Here is a 21,917-nt window from a genome sequence, read left to right as displayed (position 1 = left end):
GACATGGTTCGTTCAGTCTGGAAAGGCCCGTTCGTCGAGGGTTCTCTGCTCAAGAAGGCAGATGCCGCGCGTGCGTCCGGCCGTCACGACGTCATCAAGATCTGGAGCCGTCGCTCGACGATCCTGCCGCAGTTCGTGGGCCTGACCTTCGGCGTCTACAATGGTCAGAAGCACGTGCCGGTGGCCGTCAACGAGGAAATGGTCGGTCACAAGTTCGGCGAGTTCTCGCCGACCCGGACCTTCCATGGCCACTCCGGCGACAAGAAAGCCAAGAAGGCTTGAGGATTAAACGATGAGCAAACCTAAGCGCGAACGGAGCCTCGCCGAGAACGAGGCCAAGGCGGTCGCCCGGATGCTGCGGGTGAGCCCGCAGAAGCTCAACCTGGTCGCCCAGCTCATTCGCGGCCGGAAGGCTTCCGCCGCGCTCGCCGACCTGCAGTTTTCGCGCAAGCGGATCGCGGTCGACGTGAAGAAGTGCCTGGAATCGGCTATCGCCAATGCCGAGAACAACCACGACCTCGACGTCGATGATCTCGTCGTGTCGCAGGCCTTCGTCGGCAATGGTCTCGTGATGAAGCGCTTTGCTGCTCGCGGCCGTGGTCGGTCGGGCCGTGTCTACAAACCATTTTCGCAGCTGACGATCATCGTTCGTCAGGTCGAAGCCGAAGCAGCGGCCTAAGGGACGCAGGAGAACACGATGGGTCAAAAGATCAATCCGATCGGTCTGCGCCTCGGCATCAACCGGACCTGGGATTCGCGCTGGTTCGCCGGCAAGCAGGAATACGGCAAGCTGCTGCATGAGGACGTCAAGATCCGTGAGATCCTGCACAAGGAGCTCAAGCAGGCGGCCGTCGCCCGCATCGTGATCGAGCGTCCGCACAAGAAGTGCCGCGTCACCATCCACTCGGCTCGCCCGGGCGTGGTGATCGGCAAGAAGGGCGCTGATATCGACAAGCTGCGCAAGAAGGTCGCGGACATCACCTCGTCGGACGTCGTCATCAACATCGTCGAAATCCGCAAGCCGGAGCTCGATGCGACGCTGGTGGCCGAATCGATCGCGCAGCAGCTCGAGCGGCGCGTCGCGTTCCGCCGCGCCATGAAGCGCGCCGTTCAGTCGGCGATGCGGCTCGGCGCGGAAGGCATCCGCATCAACTGCTCGGGTCGCCTGGGCGGTGCGGAAATCGCGCGCATGGAGTGGTACCGCGAAGGTCGCGTGCCGCTGCACACGCTGCGCGCGGACATCGACTACGGCGTTGCGACCGCGTTCACGACCTTCGGCACTTGCGGTGTCAAGGTCTGGATCTTCAAGGGCGAGATCCTCGAGCACGATCCGATGGCCCAGGACAAGAGAATGGCCGAAGGCGAGACGGGCGGTAGCAGCGATCGTGGTGGCCGTCAGCGCCGCGATACGGCTGCGGCCTGATCCAGCACAGGAATTTGAGGGCTTAAAGCCATGATGCAACCTAAGAAAACGAAGTTCCGGAAGGCGCATAAGGGCCGCATTCACGGCGTTGCGACTTCGGGCGCGACGTTGGCGTTCGGCCAGTTCGGCCTGAAGGCGACCGAGCCGGAGCGCGTCACCGCGCGCCAGATCGAAGCCGCCCGCCGCGCGCTGACCCGCCACATGAAGCGCGCCGGCCGCGTCTGGATCCGCGTATTCCCGGACGTTCCGGTGTCGAAGAAGCCGGCCGAAGTCCGCATGGGCTCCGGCAAGGGTTCGCCGGAACTGTGGGTCGCCCGCGTCAAGCCGGGCCGGGTGCTGTTCGAGATCGACGGCGTCAACACCCAGACGGCGCGTGAAGCGCTGACCCTGGCGGCCGCCAAGCTGCCGATCAAGACGCGCTTCGTCGAGCGCATTGCGGAGTAACGGCCATGGCCCAGATGAAGATCGAAGACATCCGCGCGATGAGCCCCGACCAGCAGGACGACGCCGTCCTGAATCTCAAGAAGGAGCGCTTCAACCTGCGCTTCCAGCGTGCCACCGGGCAGCTCGAGAACACCTCGCGCCTGCGCGAGGCTCGCCGTGACATTGCCCGGATCAAGACCGTCGCCGCGCAGACGCGCGCCAAGAAGAAGTAAGGGGCTAACGGATATGCCGAAACGTACTTTGCAAGGCGTGGTCGTCAGCGACAAGACTGCCAAGACCGTCGTGGTGCGCGTTGACCGCCGCTTCACGCATCCGATCTACAAGAAGACGATCCGCCGTTCGAAGAACTACCACGCGCACGACGAGAACAACGAGTTCAAGCCGGGCGACATGGTGTGGATCGAGGAATCGAAGCCGATTTCGAAGTTGAAGTCCTGGATCGTGATCCGGGGTGAGCACAAGAAAACCGCCTGATCTGTCGGCCTTGGCCGACCGACTTCAGGGAAATGTTGAGCGCCGGCTAGGCTGGCGCAAAGAGAAAGAGGACGAGGTGCATCAATGATTCAGATGCAGACCAACCTCGACGTGGCCGACAATTCTGGCGCACGCCGTGTCATGTGTATCAAGGTGCTCGGGGGCTCCAAGCGCCGCTACGCCACCATCGGCGACATCATCGTCGTCTCGATCAAGGAAGCCATTCCGCGTGGCAAGGTGAAGAAGGGCGACGTGATGAAGGCCGTCGTGGTGCGTGTCCGCAAGGACATCCGCCGCGCTGACGGTTCGGTCATCCGCTTCGACCGCAACGCCGCCGTTCTGATCAACAACCAGTCCGAGCCGGTCGGCACCCGTATCTTCGGGCCCGTGCCGCGCGAGCTGCGCGCCAAGAACCACATGAAGATCATTTCGCTCGCGCCGGAGGTGCTGTGATGGCTGCGAAGATCCGCAAGGGCGACAAGGTCGTCGTGCTGACAGGCCGCGACAAGGGCCGCAGCGGCGAGGTGTTCGAGGTTCGCCCGGACGCCGGCACCGCACTCGTGCGCGGCATCAACATGGTCAAGCGTCACCAGAAGCAGACGCAGGCCCAGGAGGGCGGCATCATCTCGAAAGAGGCGCCGATCCAACTGTCCAACATCGCGTATGTCGGCAAGGATGGAAAGCCGACCCGCGTCGGATTCAAGATTCTGGCGGACGGCAAGAAGGTCCGCATCGCCAAGCGCTCGGGAGCTGAGATCGATGGCTGAGGCCGCTTACACCCCGCGCCTGCGCGCGGAATACGACGCGAAGATCCGCACGGCCATGACCGAGAAGTTCGGTTATGAGAACGTGATGCAGGTTCCGCGCCTGGACAAGGTCGTGCTGAACATGGGCGTTGGCGATTCCGTCAACGATCGCAAGAAGGCCGAGACCGCCGCTGCCGAGTTGACTCAGATTGCCGGCCAGAAGGCGATCGTGACCTATTCGCGTATCGCGATCGCGACCTTCAAGCTGCGTGAGAACCAGCCGATCGGCTGCAAGGTCACGCTGCGCAAGGCCCGCATGTACGAGTTCATCGATCGCCTGGTGACGGTCGCGCTGCCGCGCGTCCGCGACTTCCGCGGCTTGAACCCGAAGAGCTTTGACGGCCGCGGCAACTACTCGCTCGGCATCAAGGAACACATCATTTTCCCCGAGATCGACTTCGACAAGGTCACGGAAGCCCGCGGTATGGACATCACCGTCTGCACCACGGCCAGGACCGACGAAGAGGCGAGGGCCTTGTTGACCGCTTTCAATTTCCCGTTCCGGCAGTGAGACGCTGACCTAAAGCCTCTCAAACGCGGATACCCAGGAGCCAAGCATGGCAAAGAAGAGTTCAGTCGAGAAGAACAACCGGCGCAAGCGGATGGTGAAGAACGCCGCCCCGAAGCGCGAGCGGTTGAAGGCGATCATCGCCGACAAGACGCTGCCGATGGAAGAGCGGTTCGCCGCCACCCTGAAGCTTGCGGAAATGCCGCGCAATTCGTCGGCCACCCGCATCCGTCTGCGTTGCGAGCTGTCGGGTCGCCCGCGCTCCAACTATCGCAAGAACAAGCTGTCCCGTATCGCGCTGCGCGACCTTGGCTCCAAGGGCATGGTCCCGGGCCTCGTCAAGTCGAGCTGGTAAGGAGGGTCGTTTAGATGTCTACGCACGATCCAATCAGCGATCTGATCACCCGTATCCGCAACGCGCAGATGCGTTCCAAGAACAAGGTCTCCACCCCTGGTTCGAAGATGCGCGAGAACGTCCTCGAAGTGCTGAAGAGCGAGGGCTACATCCGCGGTTACGCGACCCTCGAGCACTCCTCGGGCCGCAGCGAGATCGAGATCGAGCTGAAGTATTTCGACGGCGAGCCCGTCATCCGCGAGATCGAACGTGTTTCCAAGCCCGGGCGTCGCGTTTACGCCTCGGTGAAGAACCTGCCGCGGGTCAATAACGGACTCGGTATTTCGGTGTTGTCGACGCCGAAGGGGATCATGGCCGACCACAGTGCGCGCGAAGCGAACGTGGGCGGTGAAGTCCTCTTCACGGTGTTCTGAGAAGGATTTTTGATCCATGTCACGTGTTGGCAAAAAGCCTGTGGCGGTGCCGTCCGGTGTGACCGCGACCGTCGATGGGCAGACCGTCAAGATGAAGGGGCCGAAGGGCCAGCTTCAGTTCGTCGTTCATGACGACGTCGAGGTGAAGCTCGAGAGCGGCCAGATCAAGGTCAAGCCGCGGGCTGAGACCAACCGCGCGCGGGCGCTGTACGGTACCGCTCGCGCCCAGGTCGCGAATCTGGTCGAAGGCGTCACCAAGGGGTTCGAGAAGAAGCTCGAAATCACCGGCGTCGGTTACCGCGCCGCGATGCAGGGCAAGAACCTGCAGCTGGCGCTCGGTTACAGCCACGACGTGATCTACACGATCCCGGAAGGGATCACGATCACCGTGCCGAAGCCGACCGAGATCACGGTGGCGGGCAGCGACATCCAGCGCGTCGGCCAGGTCGCCGCTGAGATCCGCTCCTATCGCCCGCCGGAGCCCTACAAGGGCAAGGGCGTGAAGTATGTTGGCGAATTCATCTTCCGCAAGGAAGGCAAGAAGAAGTAACGGAGCCGGTCATGTCCAAAGCCAAGGTTACGAATGCCCGGCGCAAGCGGAGTGTGCGGCTGAAGCTGCGCCGCTCCGGTGGTGGCCGTCCGCGTCTGTCGGTGTTCCGCTCGTCCAAGCACATCTACGCCCAGGTCATCGACGACTTGAAGGGCGAGACGTTGGCCTCTGCCTCCTCGCTCGAGAAGTCGATGCGGGACGGCGGCAAGACGGGCGCCGACATCGATGCGGCGAAGGCGGTCGGCAAGCTGCTGGCCGAGCGCGCTGCCGAGAAGGGTGTCAAGGAAGTCGTGTTCGATCGCGGCAGCTATCTCTACCACGGGCGCGTCAAGGCTCTTGCCGACGCTGCGCGCGAGAGCGGGCTGAGCTTCTAACAGAATTTGAGGATTGAGGCGCAAGCCTCTGAAGGATTGGAAAAATGGCAGAACGCGAACAACGTGGTGGACGCGATCAACGCGGCGGCGGCGGACGTGAACGCAGGGAGCGCGAGGAGCGCGACAGCGAGTTCGTCGACAAGCTCGTGCACATCAACCGCGTCGCCAAGGTCGTGAAGGGCGGCAAGCGCTTCGGTTTCGCCGCGCTGGTCGTGATCGGCGATCAGAAGGGCCGCGCCGGCTTCGGTCACGGCAAGGCGCGCGAAGTTCCCGAGGCGATCCGCAAGGCCACCGAGTCCGCCAAGCGCAACCTGACCCGCGTCTCGCTGCGTGAGGGCCGTACGCTGCATCACGACATTGCCGGCCGTCATGGCGCGGGCCGTGTCTACCTGCGTGCAGCTCCTGCCGGTACCGGCATCATCGCCGGCGGCCCGATGCGCGCCGTGTTCGAGACGCTCGGCGTCCAGGACGTGGTGGCCAAGTCGATCGGCTCGTCGAACCCGTACAACATGGTTCGCGCGACCTTTGACGCGCTGAAGCATCAGGATAGCCCGCGTTCGGTCGCGGCGCGCCGCAACATCAAGGTGTCCACCCTCCAGGGTCGTCGCGTCGGCGGCGATGCCGAGGCGGCTGCGGACTAACCAACGCTTTTCGGAGTAGACCACGATGGCCAAGGACGCCGCTAAGTCCGCAAAGACGATCAAGCTCGAGCAGACCGGCAGCGCGATCCGCCGCCATCACTCGCAGCGTTCGACGCTGATCGGACTCAAGCTCAACAAGATCGGCCGCACCAGCGAACTGCCGGATACCCCGGCGGTCCGCGGCATGATCGAGAAGGTTCACCATCTCGTCCGCATCGTCGGCGAGAAGTAAAACAGGGCGCATGATCCCGAAAAGTGGATACCGGTTTTCGGGCCAGATCATGCGCAAGACACAAGGAGCAGGGCGATGAAGCTCAGCGATATCGCCGACAACGCCGGCTCGCGCAAGAAGCGCATGCGCGTTGGCCGTGGCATTGGTTCGGGCAAGGGCAAGCAGTCCGGCCGCGGCGGCAAGGGCCAGACCGCACGTTCGGGCGTGCGCATCAAGGGCTTCGAAGGCGGTCAGATGCCGTTGCATCGCCGTCTGCCCAAGCGCGGCTTCAACAACATCTTCCGCGTCGAGTACGCCGAGATCAATCTCGACCGTCTGCAGGACGCGATCGATGCCAAGAAGCTCGAGGCCGGCAGCGTCGTCAACGTCGAGGCCCTGGTAAAGGCGGGCGTGCTGCGCCGCGCCAAGGCCGGCCTGCGGCTGCTCGGCCGCGGTGAGCTCAAGGCGAAGCTGAACATCGAGGTCCACGGCGCCACGAAGTCCGCGATCGAAGCGGTCGAGAAGGCCGGCGGTTCGGTGAAGATCCTCGCCCCTGCCAAGGAAGAAGGCGAGGCGGCGTAACAACTGCGTCATTGGCCCGCGCCTCGCGGGCCTTTACGCATGCGGGACGATGGACTTATCGAAGCCGAAGCCCCAGATAATGTCCGGCGTCCGCTAAATAGCCCGGCCGCGGGTATGACGGCGCAAAAGGCGGCGGGAGAAAGTCCAATATGGCCTCTGCAGCGGAACAACTGGCAGCCAACCTCAATTTCGGCGCGTTCGCCAAGGCCGACGAACTGAAGAAGCGCATCTGGTTCACCCTGGGTGCGCTACTCGTTTATCGGCTGGGAACCTACATCCCGCTGCCCGGCATCGATCCGAACATCTGGGAGCAGGTGTTCAAGTCGCAGGCAGGCGGCATCCTCGGCATGTTCAACATGTTCGCCGGTGGCGGCATCCACCGCATGGCGATCTTCGCGCTGAACATCATGCCGTACATCTCGGCATCGATCATCATCCAGCTCCTCACGACCGTCTCGCCGCAGCTCGAGGCGCTGAAGAAGGAAGGTGAGGCGGGCCGCAAGACGCTGAATCAGTACACCCGCTATCTCACGGTGATCCTGGCCGCGTTCCAGTCGTACGGCATCGCGGTCGGCCTCGAAGGTGCCGGCAACGTCGTCAGCGACCCCGGCATGTTCTTCCGTCTCTCCACCGCGATCACGCTGACCGGCGGCACCATGTTCCTGATGTGGCTGGGTGAGCAGATCACCTCGCGCGGCATCGGCAACGGTATCTCGCTGATCATTCTCTCCGGCATCGTCGCCGAGCTGCCGGCGGCGCTCGCCAACATGCTCGAGCTCGGCCGTCAGGGCGCGATGTCGACCGGCCTGATCCTGGTCGTGATCGTGATGGCCGTGGCCGTCATCGCCTTCATCGTGTTCATGGAGCGCGCCCAGCGCCGGCTCCTGATCCAGTATCCGAAGCGCCAGGTCGGCAACAAGATGTTCGAGGGCCAGTCCTCGCATCTGCCGCTCAAGCTCAACACCTCGGGCGTGATCCCGCCGATCTTCGCGTCCTCGCTGCTGCTGCTGCCGACCACGGTCGCGAACTTCAACGCGGGCAAGGGGCCGGAATGGTTCCAGTGGATCACCACCCAGCTCGGCCACGGCCGTCCGCTGTTCCTGGTGCTCTATCTCGCGCTGATCGTGTTCTTCGCGTTCTTCTACACCGCGATCGTGTTCAACCCGACCGAGACCGCGGACAATCTGAAGAAGCACGGTGGCTTCATCCCGGGCATCCGTCCGGGCGAGCGCACGGCGGAATATATCGACTACGTGCTGTCGCGCATCACCGTGCTCGGTGCGATTTACCTGGCGATCGTCTGCTTGATCCCGGAAATCCTGATCTCCTATGCCTCGGTGCCGTTCTATTTCGGCGGCACTTCGCTGCTGATCGTCGTCAGCGTCACCATGGATACCGTGGCGCAGGTGCAGGGCTATCTGCTGGCTCATCAGTATGAAGGCCTGATCCGCAAGTCGAAGCTGCGGGGCCGGCGCCGCTAAGGCGCGGCGTCCTCTCCAGGCGGCGCATCTGCGCCGCCGATTCGCTGCGCAAGCAACGCGCGGCCCGCCAGGGCGATCAGCCAGCCGTTCGGCGACATCGGCAGGGCTGCTCTCGCGGCAGCGCAATCCCTGGTTTCAAAGGCCTTCTTGGCGTCCGGGCATTGGCTCCCCTATGATATGGGTAGCGGTGCGGCGCTGATTATGATTTGCACTGTTGCTGAGTTTCAAACACGGGTGCGCGACATATCGCTCACCCAATGGGGGGCGTACGCCAATGAGAATTATACTTCTGGGACCGCCAGGATCGGGCAAGGGCACCCAGGCGCAGCTGCTGGTGCAGCGCTATGGCATCGTCCAGCTCTCGACCGGTGAGATGTTGCGTGCAGCCGTTGCGGCGGGGACGCCGGTCGGACTGAAGGCCAAGGAAATCATGGCCAGCGGCGGGCTCGTGCCTGACGAGGTTGTGGTGGGAATCATCTCCGACCGTATCGACCAGCCGGACGCCAAGCATGGCTTCATCCTCGACGGCTTCCCGCGCACCGTGCCGCAGGCCGAGGCTCTGGATGATCTGCTCCGGCACAAGCACCTCAAGCTGGACGCCGTGATCGAGCTTCGCGTCAACGAGAGCGCGCTGCTGAGCCGGGTCGAGACCCGCGTCGCCCAGATGCGGGAGCGCGGGGAGGAGGTCCGCCTTGACGACACCCCGGAGGTCCTGACCAAGCGGTTGGCCAGCTACCGCAGCCAGACGGAACCGCTGATTCACTACTATTCCGAGCGCCGGAAGCTGTCGACCATCGACGGCATGATGGCCATCGACGAGGTGACCCGTGCCATCCATCGCCAGCTGCTGGCGCTGGGCGCGGTCGAGCCCAAGACGCATGGGAAGTCGCATGGGAAGACGCATGGGAAGTCGCGTGCGCGCAGTGCAGCCAGGGCGGCGCCCGCCAACAGGGCGGCCGAAAAGACCAAGTCCGCCAAGAAAGCAGCCAAAAAGCCGGCGAAAGCGGCTCCAAAGACAGCCAAATCGGCCAAATCCGCCAAAAAGGCCGTGAAGGGCACCAAAAAGGCAGGAAAGAAGACAGCCAAGAAAACGGCTAAAAAGGCCGCCAAGAAGACCGTCAAAAAGGGTGCCAGAAAGGCCGCAAAAAAGGTCACGAAAAAGCGAGCCAGGCGCTAGCGGCGGTTGACGAAAGCCCCCTGAATCCCTTAATAAGCCCCGCATCCAAGTCGGATAGTTTCAAACGATGCCGGGCCCCAGGAAGACCAGGGGTGGGCGTCGTGTTCGCGTTTGTGAACACCTGCCCGAGAAACATAAGCACTTAAAGCCCGATTCCTGACGAGGGATCGGCAACAGGAGAGAAGGCCGTGGCCCGTATTGCCGGCGTGAACATTCCGACCAACAAGCGCGTGCTGATCGCGCTCCAGTACATCCATGGCATCGGCCAGAAGATCGCTGGTGAGATCCTCGAAAAGGTGAAGATCCCCGAGGATCGTCGGGTCAATCAGCTCAGCGACGCTGAAGTGCTCCAGATCCGCGAAGTCATCGACCGCGACTATCTCGTCGAGGGCGATCTGCGTCGCGAAGTCGGCATCAACATCAAGCGTCTGATGGACCTCGGCTGCTATCGTGGCCTGCGTCATCGTCGCGGTCTGCCGGTGCGCGGCCAGCGCACCCACACCAATGCGCGTACGCGCAAGGGTCCGGCCAAGGCCATCGCCGGCAAGAAGAAGTAATTCGACGCGAATGGCGAATGGGGAGCAGCGAATGGATGCGTTCGCCGCTCGCCATTCGCCACTCGCATTTTCACAGGTGTAGCCGCTGGCATTACGGCGGCGTTTGAGATCTCCAGGAAAGGTAGTCTATGGGCAAGGAAGCCACCCGCGTTCGTCGTCGTGAGCGCAAGAACATCGCCTCCGGCGTCGCGCACGTGAACTCGTCGTTCAACAACACGACCATCACCATCACCGACGCGCAGGGCAACACGATTGCCTGGTCTTCCGCCGGCACGATGGGCTTCAAGGGCTCGCGCAAGTCGACCCCGTACGCCGCGCAGGTGGCTGCCGAGGACGTGTCGAAGAAGGCGCAGGAGCACGGCATGCGCACGCTGGAAGTCGAAGTCGCCGGTCCGGGTTCGGGCCGTGAGTCGGCGCTCCGTGCATTGCAGGCCGCGGGTTTCACCGTCACCTCCATCCGCGATGTGACCACGATCCCGCACAACGGTTGCCGTCCGCGCAAGCGTCGGCGCGTCTGATACGACGTTGCGGGCGCTTGTCGCCCGCGATGGTTTTTTAAGGAGCCGCGGGACTGATCCGCGGCCTTTCTCCAACGCCAGTATTTGAACCTTCAAATCGACTGGCCTGTATGGGTGAAACAGTGACGATCCAGAAAAATTGGCAAGAACTGATTCGGCCGAACAAGCTCCAGATTCAGCCCGGTAGCGATTCGACCCGCTTTGCGACCATCGTCGCCGAGCCGCTCGAGCGTGGCTTCGGCCAGACGCTCGGCAACGCGCTACGCCGCATCCTGCTCTCCTCGCTGCAGGGCGCCGCGGTGCAGTCGGTGCACATCGACGGCGTGCTGCACGAGTTCTCCTCGATCGCCGGCGTCCGCGAGGACGTCACCGACATCGTGCTGAACATCAAGGACATCGCGATCAAGATGCAGGGCGAGGGCCCCAAGCGCATGGTCGTGAAGAAGCAGGGCCCGGGTGCCGTCACCGCGGGTGACATCCAGACGGTCGGCGACGTCGTGGTGCTCAATCCGGAGCTGCAGATCTGCACGCTGGACGAGGGCGCCGAGATCCGCATGGAGTTCACGGTCTCCACCGGCAAGGGCTACGTGCCCGCCGAGCGCAACCGTCCCGAGGACGCGCCGATCGGCCTGATCCCGGTCGACAGCCTGTACTCGCCGGTTCGCAAGGTCTCCTACAAGGTCGAGAATACCCGCGAGGGCCAGATCCTCGACTACGACAAGCTGACCATGACGATCGAGACCAACGGCGCGCTGACGCCGGATGATTCCGTGGCCTACGCCGCGCGCATCCTGCAGGATCAGCTCAACGTGTTCGTCAACTTCGAAGAGCCGCGCAAGGAAGTCGCCCAGGAGATCATCCCGGACCTCGCCTTCAACCCGGCCTTCCTCAAGAAGGTGGACGAGCTCGAGCTCTCGGTGCGTTCGGCCAACTGCTTGAAGAACGACAACATCGTCTATATCGGCGACCTCGTGCAGAAGTCGGAAGCGGAAATGCTCCGCACCCCGAACTTCGGCCGCAAGTCGCTGAACGAGATCAAGGAAGTGCTGGCCCAGATGGGGCTGCATCTCGGCATGGAAGTGCCGGGCTGGCCGCCGGAGAACATCGACGAGCTCGCCAAGCGCTTCGAAGATCACTACTGAGTTTGGCGAATTGGGAGTGGCGAATAGCGAACGACAATTCGCTCCTCGCCGTTCACCACTCGCTATCTGGGCGAACGCAGGCAGCCCACCTGAGCAACATGTCCGACGAACCGTCGCGGCAGTTTCAAGTAAGGACACTACACATGCGTCACGGCAAGGTTCATCGGAAGCTCAACCGCACGGCCGAGCATCGCCGCGCGATGTTCGCCAACATGGCGGCCGCGCTGATCAAGCACGAGCAGATCGTCACCACTCTGCCCAAGGCCAAGGAGCTTCGCCCCATCGTCGAGAAGCTCGTCACCCTCGGCAAGAAAGGCGGCCTGTCCATGCGCCGCCAGGCGATCTCCGAGATGCGCGACAAGGACCAGGTCAAGAAGCTGTTCGACGTGCTGGCGCCGCGCTACAAGGACCGCCAGGGCGGCTACACCCGCATCATCAAGGCGGGCTTCCGTTACGGCGACAACGCCGCGATGGCGGTGATCGAGTTCGTCGACCGCGACGTCGATGCCAAGGGCCAGGACTCCGGTCCGGTGCAGGCGAAGGAAGCCGAGGCGGCGTAAGCCAGCCGGTATCGGGATTTCAGAAAGGCGGCGCCCCTGGGCGCCGCTTTTTTGTATGGCGCGGCGACGTCTCATGAGGACACCGGCATGACGCCGCAGGACCTCGATGCCATCGTCGTCTTTGTCCGGACACTGCCCATCGCGCAGGTAAATCTCACGCATCGGTGAGCGGCGATTGCAGCCGCCCATGCGGGGTACGATATCCCCGTCACCACCGATGGAGATTGCGTATGAAGATCGACCTGTCCGGAAAGACTGCCCTCGTCACCGGCTCGACCGCCGGGATCGGACACGCCATCGCCAAGGGCCTCGCCGGCTCGGGCGCGAGCGTCGTCATCAACGGACGCGGCCGGGACAAGGTCGATGCGGCCGTGCGCAAGCTGGAGGGGGCGGGCGCCAAGGTGCGCGGCATCGCCGCCGACGTCTCGACCGCGGCGGGATGCAAGGCGCTCGTGGCTGATCTGCCCGAGGTCGACATCCTCATCAACAACGCCGGCATCTTCGAGCCGAAAGACTTCTTCGAGATCCCGGACGAAGACTGGAGCCGATTCTTCGAAGTCAACGTGATGAGCGGCGTGCGGCTGTCGCGCGCCTATATGAAGGGCATGCTTGGGCGCAACTGGGGCCGCATCGTTTTCATCTCCTCGGAATCCGGGCTCAACATTCCCGTCGAGATGATGCACTACGGAATGAGCAAGACGGCCCAGCTCGCGGTCGCGCGTGGCCTCGCGCAGCTCACCCGGGGGACCGGCGTCACCGTGAACTCGGTGCTGCCTGGTCCGACCATGTCCGAGGGCGTCGAGACCTTCGTGAAGGATCTCGCCAAGAAGAACGGGCAATCGGTCGACGAGGCCGCTGCCAATTTCGTCAGGCAGCATCGCCCGAGCTCTTTGATTCAACGCTTCGCCAGCGTCGATGAGATCGCGAACATGGTGGTCTACGTCGCCTCGAAGCAGGCGTCAGCGACCAATGGCGCGGCGCTGCGCGCCGAAGGCGGCATCGTCAACACGATCGCCTAAAGCGGGATGGCTTTAGTCTGAATCGATTTGGGATTCCCAAATCAGTTTGTTTCTGATTCACCATGCTGGCTGGATAGGAGGCCAGCATGGATGGGCAAGCCTTACTCTCTGGATCTCCGTAAACGTGTCGTAGCCGCGATCGAGGGCGGGATGTCGCGCAATCGAGCCGCCAAGCAGTTTGGGGTGGCGATCAGCACGGCCATCGGCTGGATGCAGCGGGTCGAGAAGACCGGCAGCGTTGAGCCTAGCCAGATCGGCGGCTACAAGCCGAAGGCAATTTCGGGCAAGCACGCGGTCTGGCTGTCACAACGGATCAAGGATGGCGATTTCACCATACGCGGTCTCGTTGCCGAGCTTGCCGGACGTGGCCTGAAGGTCGACTACCACTCGGTGTGGGACTTCGTACATGCCGAGAAGCTCAGCTTCAAAAAAAAGCGTGGCGGCTGGCGAGCGCGATCGACCTGAGGTCGCGCGGCGGCGAGCCCAGTGGACAAAGTATCAAGATCGCGTCGAAGCTGAGCGGCTGGTCTTCATCGACGAGACCTGGACCAGGACCGATATGGCACCCTTGCGGGGATGGGCGCCGCGCGGGCACAGACTACACACCAAGGTTCCCCACGGCCGCTGGAAGACCATGACCTTCCTGGCGGCCCTGCGCCACGACCGGATCGAGGCGCCATGGTTCATCGAGGGGCCGATCGACGGCGTGAGCTTTCGCATCTATGTCGAGAAGGTTCTTCTGCCCGTCCTTCGACCCGGCGATATCGTCATCCTGGATAACCTCGGCAGCCACAGGAGCAAGGCAGTTCGCCAGCTCATCCGTTCGGTCGGTGCCAAGCTGTTTTTCCTGCCAAAATACTCGCCCGACCTGAACCCGATCGAACAGGTCTTTGCCAAGCTCAAGCATCTGCTCCGCAAAGCCGCCGCGCGAACCGTCGACGCAGTCTGCGCCGCAATCGGCCACGCCCTCGACGCCTTCACCTCCGAGGAATGTGCCAACTACCTCAAAAACTCAGGCTATCGAACTTAATGCCATCACGCTTTAGGCCGGGCGCAAGGGTGGGTTAGCCGCAGGCGTAACCCACCCCACCCCAACGACATGTCCTACCACCCCTCCAGCACGATCTTGCCGCGCGACTTGCCGCTCTCCAGCAGCGCATGCGCGCGCTTGAGATTGGCTGCGTTGATCGTGCCGAAGGTCTGGTCGAGCGTGGTGCGCAGAACGCCCTTGTCGATGAGATCGGCGACGTCGTTCAGCAGATGATGCTGCGCGATCATGTCGGGTGTCTGGAATGAGGAGCGCGTGAACATCGATTCCCAGTGCACCGAGATCGCCTTGCCCTTGAACGTGCTCATGGTGAATTCCGGCGGATCGTCGATCAGGCCGAACCGGCCCTGCGGCGCCATGAACTCGGCGATCGACTTGTAGTGCTGGTCGGTGAAGGTGAGGCTCGCCACCAGCGCGACCGGCGGCACCTTGAGCTCTTCGATCTGCTCCTTCATCGGCTTGCCGTGATCGATCACCGCATGCGCGCCGAGATCGAGGCACCATTTCTGCGACTCCGGCCGCGTTGCAGTCGCAACCACGGTAAGGCCGGTGAGACGGCGTGCCAGCTGGATCAGGATCGAGCCGACACCGCCGGCGCCGCCGGTGATCAAGAGCGTTCGCGGATCGACGCTCTTGCCGGGCACCGCGCCGAGACGATCGAACAGCAATTCCCAGGCGGTGATGGAGGTGAGGGGAAGCGCGGCGGCCTGCGCGAACGACAGCGACTTCGGCTTGTTGCCGACGATGCGCTCGTCGACCAGATGGAATTCGGAATTGGTGCCCTGGCGCAGGATCGAGCCGGCGTAAAACACCTCGTCGCCCGGCTTGAACAGCCTGACCTCGGGGCCGACGGCGTCGACCACGCCGGCCGCATCATAGCCGAGAATTTTGGTCTCGCCCTCCGGCGGGGCGGCGCGCTTGCGCACCTTGTAATCCACAGGATTGGCCGAGATCGCCTTCACGGCGACGCGGATGTCGCGTCCCCTGGGCTCCGGCTTTGCGGTTTCGAAATCGATCAGCGCATCCTGATCCTCGATCGGTAGCGACTTCCTGTAGCCGACGGCCTTCATGGCTTGTCTCCATCAGATGGCGTATTCGCCTGCCGCTCTAACTGTCGCCCCGGCTTCAATTTGGCAAGTACTGTAAATTCGGGGATATAGTGCCCGTTTGGATACTATCGGGGAAATAAGCATGAAACGGCGCGATTTTGCCCGTCGTCCCGGCTGCTCGGTCGAGGCGACGCTGGACCTGATCGATGGCAAATGGAAGGGCGTGATCCTCTATCACCTCCAGAGCGGCACAAGGCGCTTCGGCGAATTGCGACGCATGATGCCCAGCGTCACCCAGCGCATGCTGACCAAGCAGCTTCGCGCACTGGAGGAGGACCAGCTCGTCATCCGCAAGGTCTATGCCGAAGTCCCGCCGCGGGTGGAGTATTGCCTTTCCGAGCTCGGCGAGAGCCTGCGGCCGGTGATCGACATCCTGAAAGCCTGGGGCGAGAGCCACCAGCAGCGGCTCGCCTGCGCGCCGCCGCCGGTCGCGGCGAACAAGCCGAAGCGGGCGGCGTGATCGTCCGGGAGCAGCTCGCGCCGCTCCCGGACGAGATCGTCTCAGAATGCGAACTGCGTACGCATCGCCACGGCGTCGAAGCCCGAGCCCGTATTCGCGAACGCGCTCGGCGGCAGCGTCTGCTTGGAGACGGTGCCGTGCAGGTAGTCGAGCATGAACCGGACGTTGCCGTTGACGTACCAGTTGAGCGCCAGCGTGTAGACGTTCTGGCGTCCGCCCGCGACGCCGTTGGCGCTCGCAAGCTGATCGTTGAGGTCGATCGTCGAGAAGCGTCCCGCGATTTCCCATGCGCCCCAGCCGCCGCCATCGAGCGAGAACGGGTGCGCCGGCTTGACGCCGTTATAGGCCGCGTTTGCCGCATTGTAAGTCCGACCCTCTCCGGTCAGCACGTAGCCGGCTTGCGCATAGCCGCCCTGGAACTTCAGGCTCGGCGCGCCGACCAGCGGCACGCCGGTATTGGCGGTGCGGTCGACGTTGTACCAGAAGTACTCACCCTGGACGATGAACGAACCGTAGGTCGCAGCCGCTTCGACGCTGTAGACTTGGGCGCCCGAGACATTTGCGATCGCCCCCGTCGACACCAGCGTCGTCGGGTCGAGCCGCAATTCCGGACGATCGCTCAGCGTGACGGTCTGCGTATTGGCGATGAGGTTGCGCGGCGGCTGGATCAGCCATTGTGCGTCAGCACCGATATGCACCGAGTAGTCCTTGCCGCTGATGGGATTGCCGGCAACGCGCGCCACCGCGCCGTATTGCTCGCTCGTGCCCGCCGGCGCCGCGCTCGAAGCGGAGTGGATGGCGCCCGTCGAAGGTCCGGTGACATAGCCGCCGATCCAGAGCTGATCGTCGAACCAGCGCGTGCCGGCTGCCGAGCGGAAATCTCCGGCGGCGATGTTGGTGGCGATCACGCCGGCCGAGGCGCGCTCCATGAACATGATGTCGTTGGAACTCGTGGCCTCGTCCATGGTGTAGGGCAGGTCCATGATGCCGGCTTCGACGGCCATGCGGCCGCCGAACGGTTTTAGTCCGGTGTAGCTGAGATAGGCGTTCTCGACGCCGGAGACCCCGCCACCGGGCAGCGATCCCGGCGCTGCGCCGCCGAACCCGTCCGACGAGCCGCCGAAATCATAGACAAGCGCGAAGTTCCAGTCGTCGAAGAATTTGCCGGCGAGGCCGATGCGCGCGCGGCGGACGTTCTCGCCGCTGTCCAGCCTCTGCGGCACGGTGGCCGCCGTGTTGGGACGATAGTCGTAACCGCCGACGTCCCAATGCACGCGGCCGGTGATCGCGACGCAGTTCGCTTGATCGGCGGTGCAAATGGTCGGCCGGTTGTTCGGCATGGTCACGATCACGCCGGCCGTTGGGGGGGCGCCTTTGACCGGGAATGCCGCATTGGCGTTGGCGACGACGGCCTTCGCCTCCGAGCGCGCTTCGGCTTTGGCCTCGGCCTTCGCTTCGGCCCTGGTCTTTGCTGCTGCCGCCGTGTTCGCCGCGGTCTGGTTCTGCAGCTTGTCGAGCTTCCGCTCCAGCAACTTCAGTTGCTGCTTCAGGAGCGCGATCTCCTGTTCGCTGTTGCTTGCCGATTGGGCCTGGGCCTGCGAGGCCGCCAGCGCGCCGGCGAGACCAATCGCCGTGGCCGCTATTCTTGTCCTGCTCATGTCGTGACTCCATCCTTTGACGAACTTCCCCAAGTCGAGAACGCGAGAGCCTAAGACTGATCGATGACTGCCCCGCGACGGTGAACGCCGGTTGCCCAGTTCCCATTGACGCCGATTCGCCGCAGCCGAATCTGCCCAGCACGAGCATGCAAGCTGACGCACATCATGCCAATCCACCAAGCCAAGCAAATTGCGATTTCGCACGCGAGGCTTGTATGCCCGTGACGCCGGGCGAGGACTGAATATTGCCGTCGGGCGCCCTTCTATTGGGAGACGAACGCGCCTATATTCCGGCGTCTTTTCCGAGAGGTAGGAATGTTTCGAGCGAACTGGACCGCCGTCGTCACGGCTCTGTGCATAGCCTTTTCGGCCCACTTCAATCCGGCTGCCGCGCAGGACCGTCGCGTTCCGTCCTCGCCAGCCGAACTGCGGCTGTCCTATGCGCCGATCGTGCAGCGGGTGCAGCCTGCGGTCGTCAACGTCTATGCCGCCAAGGTGGTGCAGAACCGCAATCCGCTGCTGGACGACCCGATTTTCCGCCGTTTCTTCGGCGGCGGCGAGCAGCAGGAGCAGGTGCAGCGCTCGCTGGGTTCGGGCGTGATCGTCGATTCCTCCGGACTCATCGTCACCAACGTCCACGTCATCGAAGGCGCCGACCAGGTGAAGGTGTCGCTGGCGGACAAGCGCGAGTTCGAGGCGGAGATCGTGCTGAAGGATTCCCGCAGCGATCTTGCGGTGTTGCGCCTGAAGGACACCAAGGAAAAATTTCCGGCGCTCGAATTCACCAATTCGGACGAGCTGATGGTCGGCGACGTCGTGCTCGCGATCGGCAATCCCTTCGGCGTCGGTCAGACCGTGACCCACGGCATCATCTCGGCGCTGGCGCGCACGCAGGTCGGCATCACCGACTACCAGTTCTTCATCCAGACCGACGCTGCGATCAATCCCGGCAATTCCGGCGGTGCGCTGGTCGACATGAACGGCCGGCTTGCCGGCATCAACACCGCGATCTACTCGCGCTCGGGCGGCTCGCAGGGCATCGGCTTTGCGATTCCCGCCAACATGGCGCGCGTCGTCGTCGCCTCCGCCAAGAGCGGCGGCACGGCCGTGAAGCGGCCTTGGCTCGGCGCGAAGCTGCAGGCGGTGACGGCAGAGATCGCCGAGAGCCTCGGCCTGCGCTCGCCGACCGGTGCGCTGGTCGCGAGCGTCGTCCCCAACGGCCCCGCGGCGCGGGCCGGGTTGAAATCCTCCGACCTCATCACCGGAATCGATGGCCAGGCCGTAGACGACCCCAACGCGTTCGACTACCGCTTCGCCACCCGTCCGCTCGGCGGCACCGCGCAGATCGACGTGCAGCGCGGCAGCAAGCCGCTCAAGCTGACGATCGCGCTCGAGACGGCGCCGGACAGCGGCCGTAATGAACTCGTCATCACCACGCGTTCGCCGTTCCAGGGTGCAAGGATCTCCACCATCACGCCGGCGGTGGCCGACGAGCTGCATCTCGATGCCGACACCGAGGGCGTCGTCGTCACCGACATCGGCGATGGCACGGCTGCGCAAAATGTCGGCTTCCAGAAGGGCGACATCATCCTGTCCGTGAACAGCCAGAAGATCGCCAGGACCAGCGACCTCGAGAAGGCCGCGAAGGAGCAGCCGCGACTCTGGCGCATTGCGCTGGTGCGCGGCGGCCAGCAGATCAACGTCACGCTGGGCGGATGAGTCCGAAGCGACCACGGGAGACCCCAACTCTCTTCGCCGCGGCGGGGCTCGATCAAGAAGCGCCGCATCCGCTGCCTGACAGGCTGCGGCCGCGTGCACTGTCGGAGGTCGTCGGCCAGGATCACATCCTCGGCCCCGACGGCGCGCTGACGCGCATGCTGGAGACGCGCACGCTGGGATCGTTGGTGTTCTGGGGCCCGCCCGGCACCGGCAAGACCACGGTGGCCCGGCTGCTCGCGGACGCGACGGACCTGCATTTCGAGCAGATCTCGGCGGTGTTCTCCGGCGTTGCCGATCTGAAGAAGGCCTTCGACGCCGCGCGGGCTCGCCGCGAGATGGGCAAGGGTACGCTGCTGTTCGTCGACGAGGTGCATCGCTTCAACCGCGCGCAGCAGGATTCGTTTCTGCCGGTCATGGAAGACGGCACGGTGGTGATGGTCGGCGCCACCACCGAGAACCCGTCATTCGAACTCAACGCGGCGTTGCTCTCTCGCGCGCGCGTCCTGGTATTTCGCGCGCTCGATGCCGATGCGATCGAAAAGTTGTTCGCGCATGCCGAAGAGGTCGAGGGCCGCAAGCTGCCGCTCGATGCCGAGGCGAGGTCCGTGCTGGTGCGTATGGCCGATGGTGACGGCCGCGCCTCGCTGACGCTGGCCGAAGAGGTCTGGCGCTCGGCACGGGCCGACGAGATTTTCAATGCCGCGCAATTGCAGGACATCCTGCAGCGCCGCGCGCCGATCTACGACAAATCGGCCGATGGCCACTACAATCTGATCTCGGCGCTGCATAAATCGGTGCGCGGCTCTGATCCTGACGCCGCGCTCTACTATCTCGCGCGCATGCTCGATGCCGGCGAAGACCCGCTGTTCCTGGCCCGCCGCGTCGTGCGCATGGCGGTGGAGGACATCGGGCTCGCCGATCCGCAGGCGCTCGTCATCGCAAATGCAGCGAAAGACGCTTTCGACTTCCTCGGTCACCCCGAAGGAGAGCTCGCGATCGCGCAGGCCGTGGTCTATCTCGCCACCGCGCCGAAATCGAACGCGGTCTATACGGCCTTCGGGGCGGCGATGCAGGTGGCAAAACAGGCCGGCTCGCTGCTGCCGCCCAAGCACATCCTCAATTCCCCGACCAAGCTGATGAAGTCTGAGGGCTACGGCGCCGCCTACGAATACGACCACGACGCCCCCGACGCCTTCTCCGGCCAGGACTACTTTCCGGAAGCCCTGGGCCGCCAGACCTTCTACGACCCGCCCGAGCGCGGTTTCGAGCGGGAGATCCGGAAGCGGCTGGATTACTGGGCCAAGCTGCGCAAGGAGCGGGGTGGGAAGGGCTGAAAACGGCCATTTCGCCGTGACGGGGGCCGGCTTTTAGGGTACGCAGACGACCATGAGCCGCCGTATCAAGAGAATGAACCCAAAGCCCCGCGAACGCGACGAGCGCAAGGAATCGCGCCCGTTGAAGGCACGAAGCGCGAAGGCCGGACCGCGTCCGGGCGGCAAGCCCGGCAGCAAGCCGCCGCGTTTCGCCGGCGAGCGCGCCGAGCGGCGTCCGCCGAAGGCTGAAGCGGAGCGAGCCGCGCCGGCAAAACCCGTCGAGGCGCTGCTGCCGACCAAGGTGCAGACCGTCACTGTCACGGCGGACGAGAACAACATGCGCGTCGATCGCTTTCTCGAGGCGCGCTTTCCCGGCCTGTCGTTTTCCCATATCCAGCGCGTCGTGCGCAAAGGCGAGCTGCGCGTTGACGGCAAGCGCGTCGACAGCAAGGACCGCCTGGAGGAAGGGCAGAGCGTCCGCATTCCGCCGCTGAAGCTCGACACGCCGAAGGCCGCAGGTGAACTCTCGGAGGGCGCGCAAAAGACGCTGGCCGCGCTAAAGGAGATGACGATCTACGAGGACGACGACGTTCTCGTCCTGAACAAGCCCGCCGGCCTTGCCGTGCAGGGCGGCTCGGGCATGACGCGGCACATCGACCAGATGCTGGAGGTGATGCGCGATTCCAAGGGCCAGAAGCCACGCCTCGTGCACCGCATCGACAGGGAAACGTCGGGCTGTCTTTTGATCGCCAAGACGCGGTTTGCCGCCTCGCATCTGACCGGCGCCTTCCGCTCGCGGTCGGCTCGCAAGACCTATTGGGCGCTGGTGCCGGGACTTCCGAAGCCGAAGCAGGGCCGCATCTCGACCTTCCTTGCGAAGGAGGAGAGCGAGGACGACACCATCATGCGCATCGCCCAGCATGGCGACGAGGGCGCCAGTCACGCGGTGACGTACTATGCCGTGGTCGAGACCGCCGGCAACAAGCTGACCTGGGTGTCGCTGAAGCCGGTGACGGGGCGCACCCACCAGCTGCGCGCCCACATGGAGCACATCGGCCATCCCATCGTCGGCGATCCCAAATATTTCAACATCGAGAATTGGCAGCTGCCGGGCGGCCTGCAAAACCGGCTGCACCTGCTCGCAAGGCGTATCGTCATTCCGCATCCGCGCGGCGGCTTTATCGACGCCATCGCGCCGCTGCCGCAGCATATGCAGCAGTCGTGGAATTTGCTCGGGTTGGACGCCAGCCGGTTCGACCCGATCGAGAACGCGCCGGAGGAGTAGTTGAGCCTGCGCTGTTAGCCCCGTCGTTGCGGGGAGGCCGCGACAAAATGCCGAAGCCTTCGCAGCTACCAAGAGCAGCGCGATCCAATC

The 21,917-nt window shown here is 63.8% G+C and carries 30 protein-coding genes; 28 read left to right on the top strand and 2 right to left on the bottom strand.

Annotation, left to right across the window (positions count from 1 at the left end):
* Positions 1-3: 3 nt before the first annotated feature.
* From rpsS to ACVIIW_RS30335, 24 genes are all read left to right on the top strand, one after another.
* Complete coding sequence (gene rpsS / locus ACVIIW_RS30450) at positions 4-282, top strand: 30S ribosomal protein S19 (RefSeq protein WP_008136357.1); 279 nt, start codon at positions 4-6, stop codon at positions 280-282.
* Positions 283-292: 10 nt separating this feature from the next.
* A complete protein-coding gene (gene rplV / locus ACVIIW_RS30445) occupies positions 293-679 on the top strand; it encodes a 50S ribosomal protein L22 (RefSeq protein WP_092228458.1) in 387 nt (128 codons plus the stop codon).
* A gap of 18 nt (positions 680-697) precedes the next feature.
* A complete protein-coding gene (gene rpsC / locus ACVIIW_RS30440; RefSeq protein ID WP_092294149.1) occupies positions 698-1,423 on the top strand; it encodes a 30S ribosomal protein S3 in 726 nt (241 codons plus the stop codon).
* Positions 1,424-1,453: 30 nt separating this feature from the next.
* Positions 1,454-1,867 (top strand): 50S ribosomal protein L16, encoded by a 414-nt coding sequence (gene rplP / locus ACVIIW_RS30435; RefSeq protein WP_027535296.1) that lies wholly within the window; start codon positions 1,454-1,456, stop codon positions 1,865-1,867.
* 5 nt (positions 1,868-1,872) lie between these two features.
* The gene (gene rpmC / locus ACVIIW_RS30430; protein WP_026202715.1) at positions 1,873-2,079 is read left to right on the top strand and encodes a 50S ribosomal protein L29; all 207 of its coding nucleotides are present in this window, start codon (positions 1,873-1,875) and stop codon (positions 2,077-2,079) included.
* A gap of 13 nt (positions 2,080-2,092) precedes the next feature.
* Positions 2,093-2,341: a 30S ribosomal protein S17 gene (gene rpsQ / locus ACVIIW_RS30425; protein ID WP_212301601.1), complete on the top strand. Its 249-nt coding sequence runs from the start codon at positions 2,093-2,095 to the stop codon at positions 2,339-2,341.
* An 84-nt stretch (positions 2,342-2,425) separates the two neighbouring features.
* Positions 2,426-2,794: a 50S ribosomal protein L14 gene (rplN, locus tag ACVIIW_RS30420; protein WP_007603030.1), complete on the top strand. Its 369-nt coding sequence runs from the start codon at positions 2,426-2,428 to the stop codon at positions 2,792-2,794.
* Positions 2,794-3,108 carry a 50S ribosomal protein L24 gene (gene rplX, locus ACVIIW_RS30415; RefSeq protein ID WP_456704081.1) on the top strand — a complete coding sequence of 105 codons (315 nt, stop codon included), beginning with the start codon at positions 2,794-2,796 and terminating at the stop codon, positions 3,106-3,108. The genes rplN and rplX overlap by 1 nt, the downstream gene beginning before the upstream one ends.
* Positions 3,101-3,658 carry a 50S ribosomal protein L5 gene (gene rplE, locus ACVIIW_RS30410; RefSeq protein WP_456704080.1) on the top strand — a complete coding sequence of 186 codons (558 nt, stop codon included), beginning with the start codon at positions 3,101-3,103 and terminating at the stop codon, positions 3,656-3,658. The genes rplX and rplE overlap by 8 nt, the downstream gene beginning before the upstream one ends.
* Before the next feature lie 46 nt (positions 3,659-3,704).
* On the top strand, positions 3,705-4,010 hold the full coding sequence (rpsN, locus tag ACVIIW_RS30405; RefSeq protein ID WP_057745473.1) for a 30S ribosomal protein S14: 306 nt from the start codon (positions 3,705-3,707) through the stop codon (positions 4,008-4,010).
* A 14-nt stretch (positions 4,011-4,024) separates the two neighbouring features.
* On the top strand, positions 4,025-4,423 hold the full coding sequence (gene rpsH / locus ACVIIW_RS30400; RefSeq protein ID WP_007603034.1) for a 30S ribosomal protein S8: 399 nt from the start codon (positions 4,025-4,027) through the stop codon (positions 4,421-4,423).
* Between the two features lie 16 nt (positions 4,424-4,439).
* Complete coding sequence (gene rplF / locus ACVIIW_RS30395; RefSeq protein ID WP_456704079.1) at positions 4,440-4,973, top strand: 50S ribosomal protein L6; 534 nt, start codon at positions 4,440-4,442, stop codon at positions 4,971-4,973.
* 11 nt (positions 4,974-4,984) lie between these two features.
* Positions 4,985-5,347, top strand: coding sequence for a 50S ribosomal protein L18 (gene rplR, locus ACVIIW_RS30390; protein WP_007603036.1), 363 nt, complete (start codon positions 4,985-4,987; stop codon positions 5,345-5,347).
* Between the two features lie 44 nt (positions 5,348-5,391).
* Complete coding sequence (gene rpsE, locus ACVIIW_RS30385; RefSeq protein ID WP_092228454.1) at positions 5,392-5,988, top strand: 30S ribosomal protein S5; 597 nt, start codon at positions 5,392-5,394, stop codon at positions 5,986-5,988.
* Positions 5,989-6,013: 25 nt separating this feature from the next.
* Positions 6,014-6,220: a 50S ribosomal protein L30 gene (rpmD, locus tag ACVIIW_RS30380; RefSeq protein ID WP_092228453.1), complete on the top strand. Its 207-nt coding sequence runs from the start codon at positions 6,014-6,016 to the stop codon at positions 6,218-6,220.
* 75 nt (positions 6,221-6,295) lie between these two features.
* A complete protein-coding gene (gene rplO / locus ACVIIW_RS30375; RefSeq protein WP_456704078.1) occupies positions 6,296-6,781 on the top strand; it encodes a 50S ribosomal protein L15 in 486 nt (161 codons plus the stop codon).
* Positions 6,782-6,930: 149 nt separating this feature from the next.
* Positions 6,931-8,262, top strand: a complete 1,332-nt coding sequence (gene secY, locus ACVIIW_RS30370; RefSeq protein WP_092228451.1) for a preprotein translocase subunit SecY — start codon at positions 6,931-6,933, stop codon at positions 8,260-8,262.
* A 274-nt stretch (positions 8,263-8,536) separates the two neighbouring features.
* Complete coding sequence (locus tag ACVIIW_RS30365; protein WP_456704077.1) at positions 8,537-9,439, top strand: adenylate kinase; 903 nt, start codon at positions 8,537-8,539, stop codon at positions 9,437-9,439.
* Positions 9,440-9,627: 188 nt separating this feature from the next.
* Positions 9,628-9,996, top strand: coding sequence for a 30S ribosomal protein S13 (rpsM, locus tag ACVIIW_RS30360; RefSeq protein WP_014494511.1), 369 nt, complete (start codon positions 9,628-9,630; stop codon positions 9,994-9,996).
* A 128-nt stretch (positions 9,997-10,124) separates the two neighbouring features.
* On the top strand, positions 10,125-10,514 hold the full coding sequence (gene rpsK, locus ACVIIW_RS30355; protein WP_007603045.1) for a 30S ribosomal protein S11: 390 nt from the start codon (positions 10,125-10,127) through the stop codon (positions 10,512-10,514).
* Positions 10,515-10,624: 110 nt separating this feature from the next.
* Positions 10,625-11,656 carry a DNA-directed RNA polymerase subunit alpha gene (locus ACVIIW_RS30350; protein WP_092228449.1) on the top strand — a complete coding sequence of 344 codons (1,032 nt, stop codon included), beginning with the start codon at positions 10,625-10,627 and terminating at the stop codon, positions 11,654-11,656.
* Between the two features lie 143 nt (positions 11,657-11,799).
* Entirely contained in the window at positions 11,800-12,216 is a 417-nt protein-coding gene (gene rplQ, locus ACVIIW_RS30345) for a 50S ribosomal protein L17 (RefSeq protein WP_057745449.1), read from the top strand.
* Positions 12,217-12,446: 230 nt separating this feature from the next.
* Positions 12,447-13,235 (top strand): SDR family NAD(P)-dependent oxidoreductase, encoded by a 789-nt coding sequence (locus ACVIIW_RS30340; protein ID WP_456704076.1) that lies wholly within the window; start codon positions 12,447-12,449, stop codon positions 13,233-13,235.
* Positions 13,236-13,325: 90 nt separating this feature from the next.
* Positions 13,326-14,265 (top strand): IS630 family transposase gene (locus tag ACVIIW_RS30335; RefSeq protein WP_456704075.1). Its coding sequence is split into 2 segments (ribosomal slippage): positions 13,326-13,661 and positions 13,663-14,265, totalling 939 coding nucleotides; the frame shifts between segments, so codons are not numbered across the junction.
* 74 nt (positions 14,266-14,339) lie between these two features.
* Here the strand turns inward: ACVIIW_RS30335 and ACVIIW_RS30330 are convergent.
* On the bottom strand, positions 14,340-15,353 hold the full coding sequence (locus ACVIIW_RS30330; protein ID WP_456704074.1) for a zinc-binding alcohol dehydrogenase family protein: 1,014 nt from the start codon (positions 15,351-15,353) through the stop codon (positions 14,340-14,342).
* A 121-nt stretch (positions 15,354-15,474) separates the two neighbouring features.
* Between ACVIIW_RS30330 and ACVIIW_RS30325 the strand changes: the two genes are divergently transcribed.
* On the top strand, positions 15,475-15,852 hold the full coding sequence (locus tag ACVIIW_RS30325) for a winged helix-turn-helix transcriptional regulator (RefSeq protein WP_456704073.1): 378 nt from the start codon (positions 15,475-15,477) through the stop codon (positions 15,850-15,852).
* Positions 15,853-15,893: 41 nt separating this feature from the next.
* On the opposite strand, the gene ACVIIW_RS30320 is transcribed toward ACVIIW_RS30325, so the two are convergent.
* Entirely contained in the window at positions 15,894-17,510 is a 1,617-nt protein-coding gene (locus ACVIIW_RS30320; protein ID WP_456704072.1) for an OprO/OprP family phosphate-selective porin, read from the bottom strand.
* A 315-nt stretch (positions 17,511-17,825) separates the two neighbouring features.
* Here ACVIIW_RS30320 and ACVIIW_RS30315 point away from each other — a divergent pair, with 315 nt between their 5' ends.
* From ACVIIW_RS30315 to ACVIIW_RS30305, 3 genes are read left to right on the top strand one after another with little or no spacing between them, the layout of a single operon-like run.
* Positions 17,826-19,229 carry a DegQ family serine endoprotease gene (locus ACVIIW_RS30315; protein WP_456704071.1) on the top strand — a complete coding sequence of 468 codons (1,404 nt, stop codon included), beginning with the start codon at positions 17,826-17,828 and terminating at the stop codon, positions 19,227-19,229.
* Positions 19,226-20,563: a replication-associated recombination protein A gene (locus ACVIIW_RS30310; protein ID WP_456704070.1), complete on the top strand. Its 1,338-nt coding sequence runs from the start codon at positions 19,226-19,228 to the stop codon at positions 20,561-20,563. The genes ACVIIW_RS30315 and ACVIIW_RS30310 overlap by 4 nt, the downstream gene beginning before the upstream one ends.
* A 52-nt stretch (positions 20,564-20,615) precedes the next feature.
* Positions 20,616-21,827, top strand: coding sequence for an RluA family pseudouridine synthase (locus ACVIIW_RS30305; RefSeq protein WP_456704069.1), 1,212 nt, complete (start codon positions 20,616-20,618; stop codon positions 21,825-21,827).
* Positions 21,828-21,917 lie beyond the last annotated feature (90 nt).

It is taken from the genome of Bradyrhizobium sp. USDA 4449, assembly GCF_054056275.1.
This window is presented reverse-complemented; position numbering and strand designations above follow the sequence as displayed.

What these genes read in the sequence shown, in the direction of transcription:
- rpsS (WP_008136357.1), top strand. Translation starts at nt 4, where the DNA reads ATGGTTCGTTCAGTCTGGAAAGGCCCGTTCGTCGAGGGTTCTCTGCTC.
- rplV (WP_092228458.1), top strand. Translation starts at nt 293, where the DNA reads ATGAGCAAACCTAAGCGCGAACGGAGCCTCGCCGAGAACGAGGCCAAG.
- rpsC (WP_092294149.1), top strand. Translation starts at nt 698, where the DNA reads ATGGGTCAAAAGATCAATCCGATCGGTCTGCGCCTCGGCATCAACCGG.
- rplP (WP_027535296.1), top strand. Translation starts at nt 1,454, where the DNA reads ATGATGCAACCTAAGAAAACGAAGTTCCGGAAGGCGCATAAGGGCCGC.
- rpmC (WP_026202715.1), top strand. Translation starts at nt 1,873, where the DNA reads ATGGCCCAGATGAAGATCGAAGACATCCGCGCGATGAGCCCCGACCAG.
- rpsQ (WP_212301601.1), top strand. Translation starts at nt 2,093, where the DNA reads ATGCCGAAACGTACTTTGCAAGGCGTGGTCGTCAGCGACAAGACTGCC.
- rplN (WP_007603030.1), top strand. Translation starts at nt 2,426, where the DNA reads ATGATTCAGATGCAGACCAACCTCGACGTGGCCGACAATTCTGGCGCA.
- rplX (WP_456704081.1), top strand. Translation starts at nt 2,794, where the DNA reads ATGGCTGCGAAGATCCGCAAGGGCGACAAGGTCGTCGTGCTGACAGGC.
- rplE (WP_456704080.1), top strand. Translation starts at nt 3,101, where the DNA reads ATGGCTGAGGCCGCTTACACCCCGCGCCTGCGCGCGGAATACGACGCG.
- rpsN (WP_057745473.1), top strand. Translation starts at nt 3,705, where the DNA reads ATGGCAAAGAAGAGTTCAGTCGAGAAGAACAACCGGCGCAAGCGGATG.
- rpsH (WP_007603034.1), top strand. Translation starts at nt 4,025, where the DNA reads ATGTCTACGCACGATCCAATCAGCGATCTGATCACCCGTATCCGCAAC.
- rplF (WP_456704079.1), top strand. Translation starts at nt 4,440, where the DNA reads ATGTCACGTGTTGGCAAAAAGCCTGTGGCGGTGCCGTCCGGTGTGACC.
- rplR (WP_007603036.1), top strand. Translation starts at nt 4,985, where the DNA reads ATGTCCAAAGCCAAGGTTACGAATGCCCGGCGCAAGCGGAGTGTGCGG.
- rpsE (WP_092228454.1), top strand. Translation starts at nt 5,392, where the DNA reads ATGGCAGAACGCGAACAACGTGGTGGACGCGATCAACGCGGCGGCGGC.
- rpmD (WP_092228453.1), top strand. Translation starts at nt 6,014, where the DNA reads ATGGCCAAGGACGCCGCTAAGTCCGCAAAGACGATCAAGCTCGAGCAG.
- rplO (WP_456704078.1), top strand. Translation starts at nt 6,296, where the DNA reads ATGAAGCTCAGCGATATCGCCGACAACGCCGGCTCGCGCAAGAAGCGC.
- secY (WP_092228451.1), top strand. Translation starts at nt 6,931, where the DNA reads ATGGCCTCTGCAGCGGAACAACTGGCAGCCAACCTCAATTTCGGCGCG.
- ACVIIW_RS30365 (WP_456704077.1), top strand. Translation starts at nt 8,537, where the DNA reads ATGAGAATTATACTTCTGGGACCGCCAGGATCGGGCAAGGGCACCCAG.
- rpsK (WP_007603045.1), top strand. Translation starts at nt 10,125, where the DNA reads ATGGGCAAGGAAGCCACCCGCGTTCGTCGTCGTGAGCGCAAGAACATC.
- ACVIIW_RS30350 (WP_092228449.1), top strand. Translation starts at nt 10,625, where the DNA reads ATGGGTGAAACAGTGACGATCCAGAAAAATTGGCAAGAACTGATTCGG.
- rplQ (WP_057745449.1), top strand. Translation starts at nt 11,800, where the DNA reads ATGCGTCACGGCAAGGTTCATCGGAAGCTCAACCGCACGGCCGAGCAT.
- ACVIIW_RS30340 (WP_456704076.1), top strand. Translation starts at nt 12,447, where the DNA reads ATGAAGATCGACCTGTCCGGAAAGACTGCCCTCGTCACCGGCTCGACC.
- ACVIIW_RS30330 (WP_456704074.1), bottom strand. Translation starts at nt 15,353, where the DNA reads ATGAAGGCCGTCGGCTACAGGAAGTCGCTACCGATCGAGGATCAGGAT.
- ACVIIW_RS30325 (WP_456704073.1), top strand. Translation starts at nt 15,475, where the DNA reads ATGAAACGGCGCGATTTTGCCCGTCGTCCCGGCTGCTCGGTCGAGGCG.
- ACVIIW_RS30320 (WP_456704072.1), bottom strand. Translation starts at nt 17,510, where the DNA reads ATGAGCAGGACAAGAATAGCGGCCACGGCGATTGGTCTCGCCGGCGCG.
- ACVIIW_RS30315 (WP_456704071.1), top strand. Translation starts at nt 17,826, where the DNA reads ATGTTTCGAGCGAACTGGACCGCCGTCGTCACGGCTCTGTGCATAGCC.
- ACVIIW_RS30310 (WP_456704070.1), top strand. Translation starts at nt 19,226, where the DNA reads ATGAGTCCGAAGCGACCACGGGAGACCCCAACTCTCTTCGCCGCGGCG.
- ACVIIW_RS30305 (WP_456704069.1), top strand. Translation starts at nt 20,616, where the DNA reads ATGAGCCGCCGTATCAAGAGAATGAACCCAAAGCCCCGCGAACGCGAC.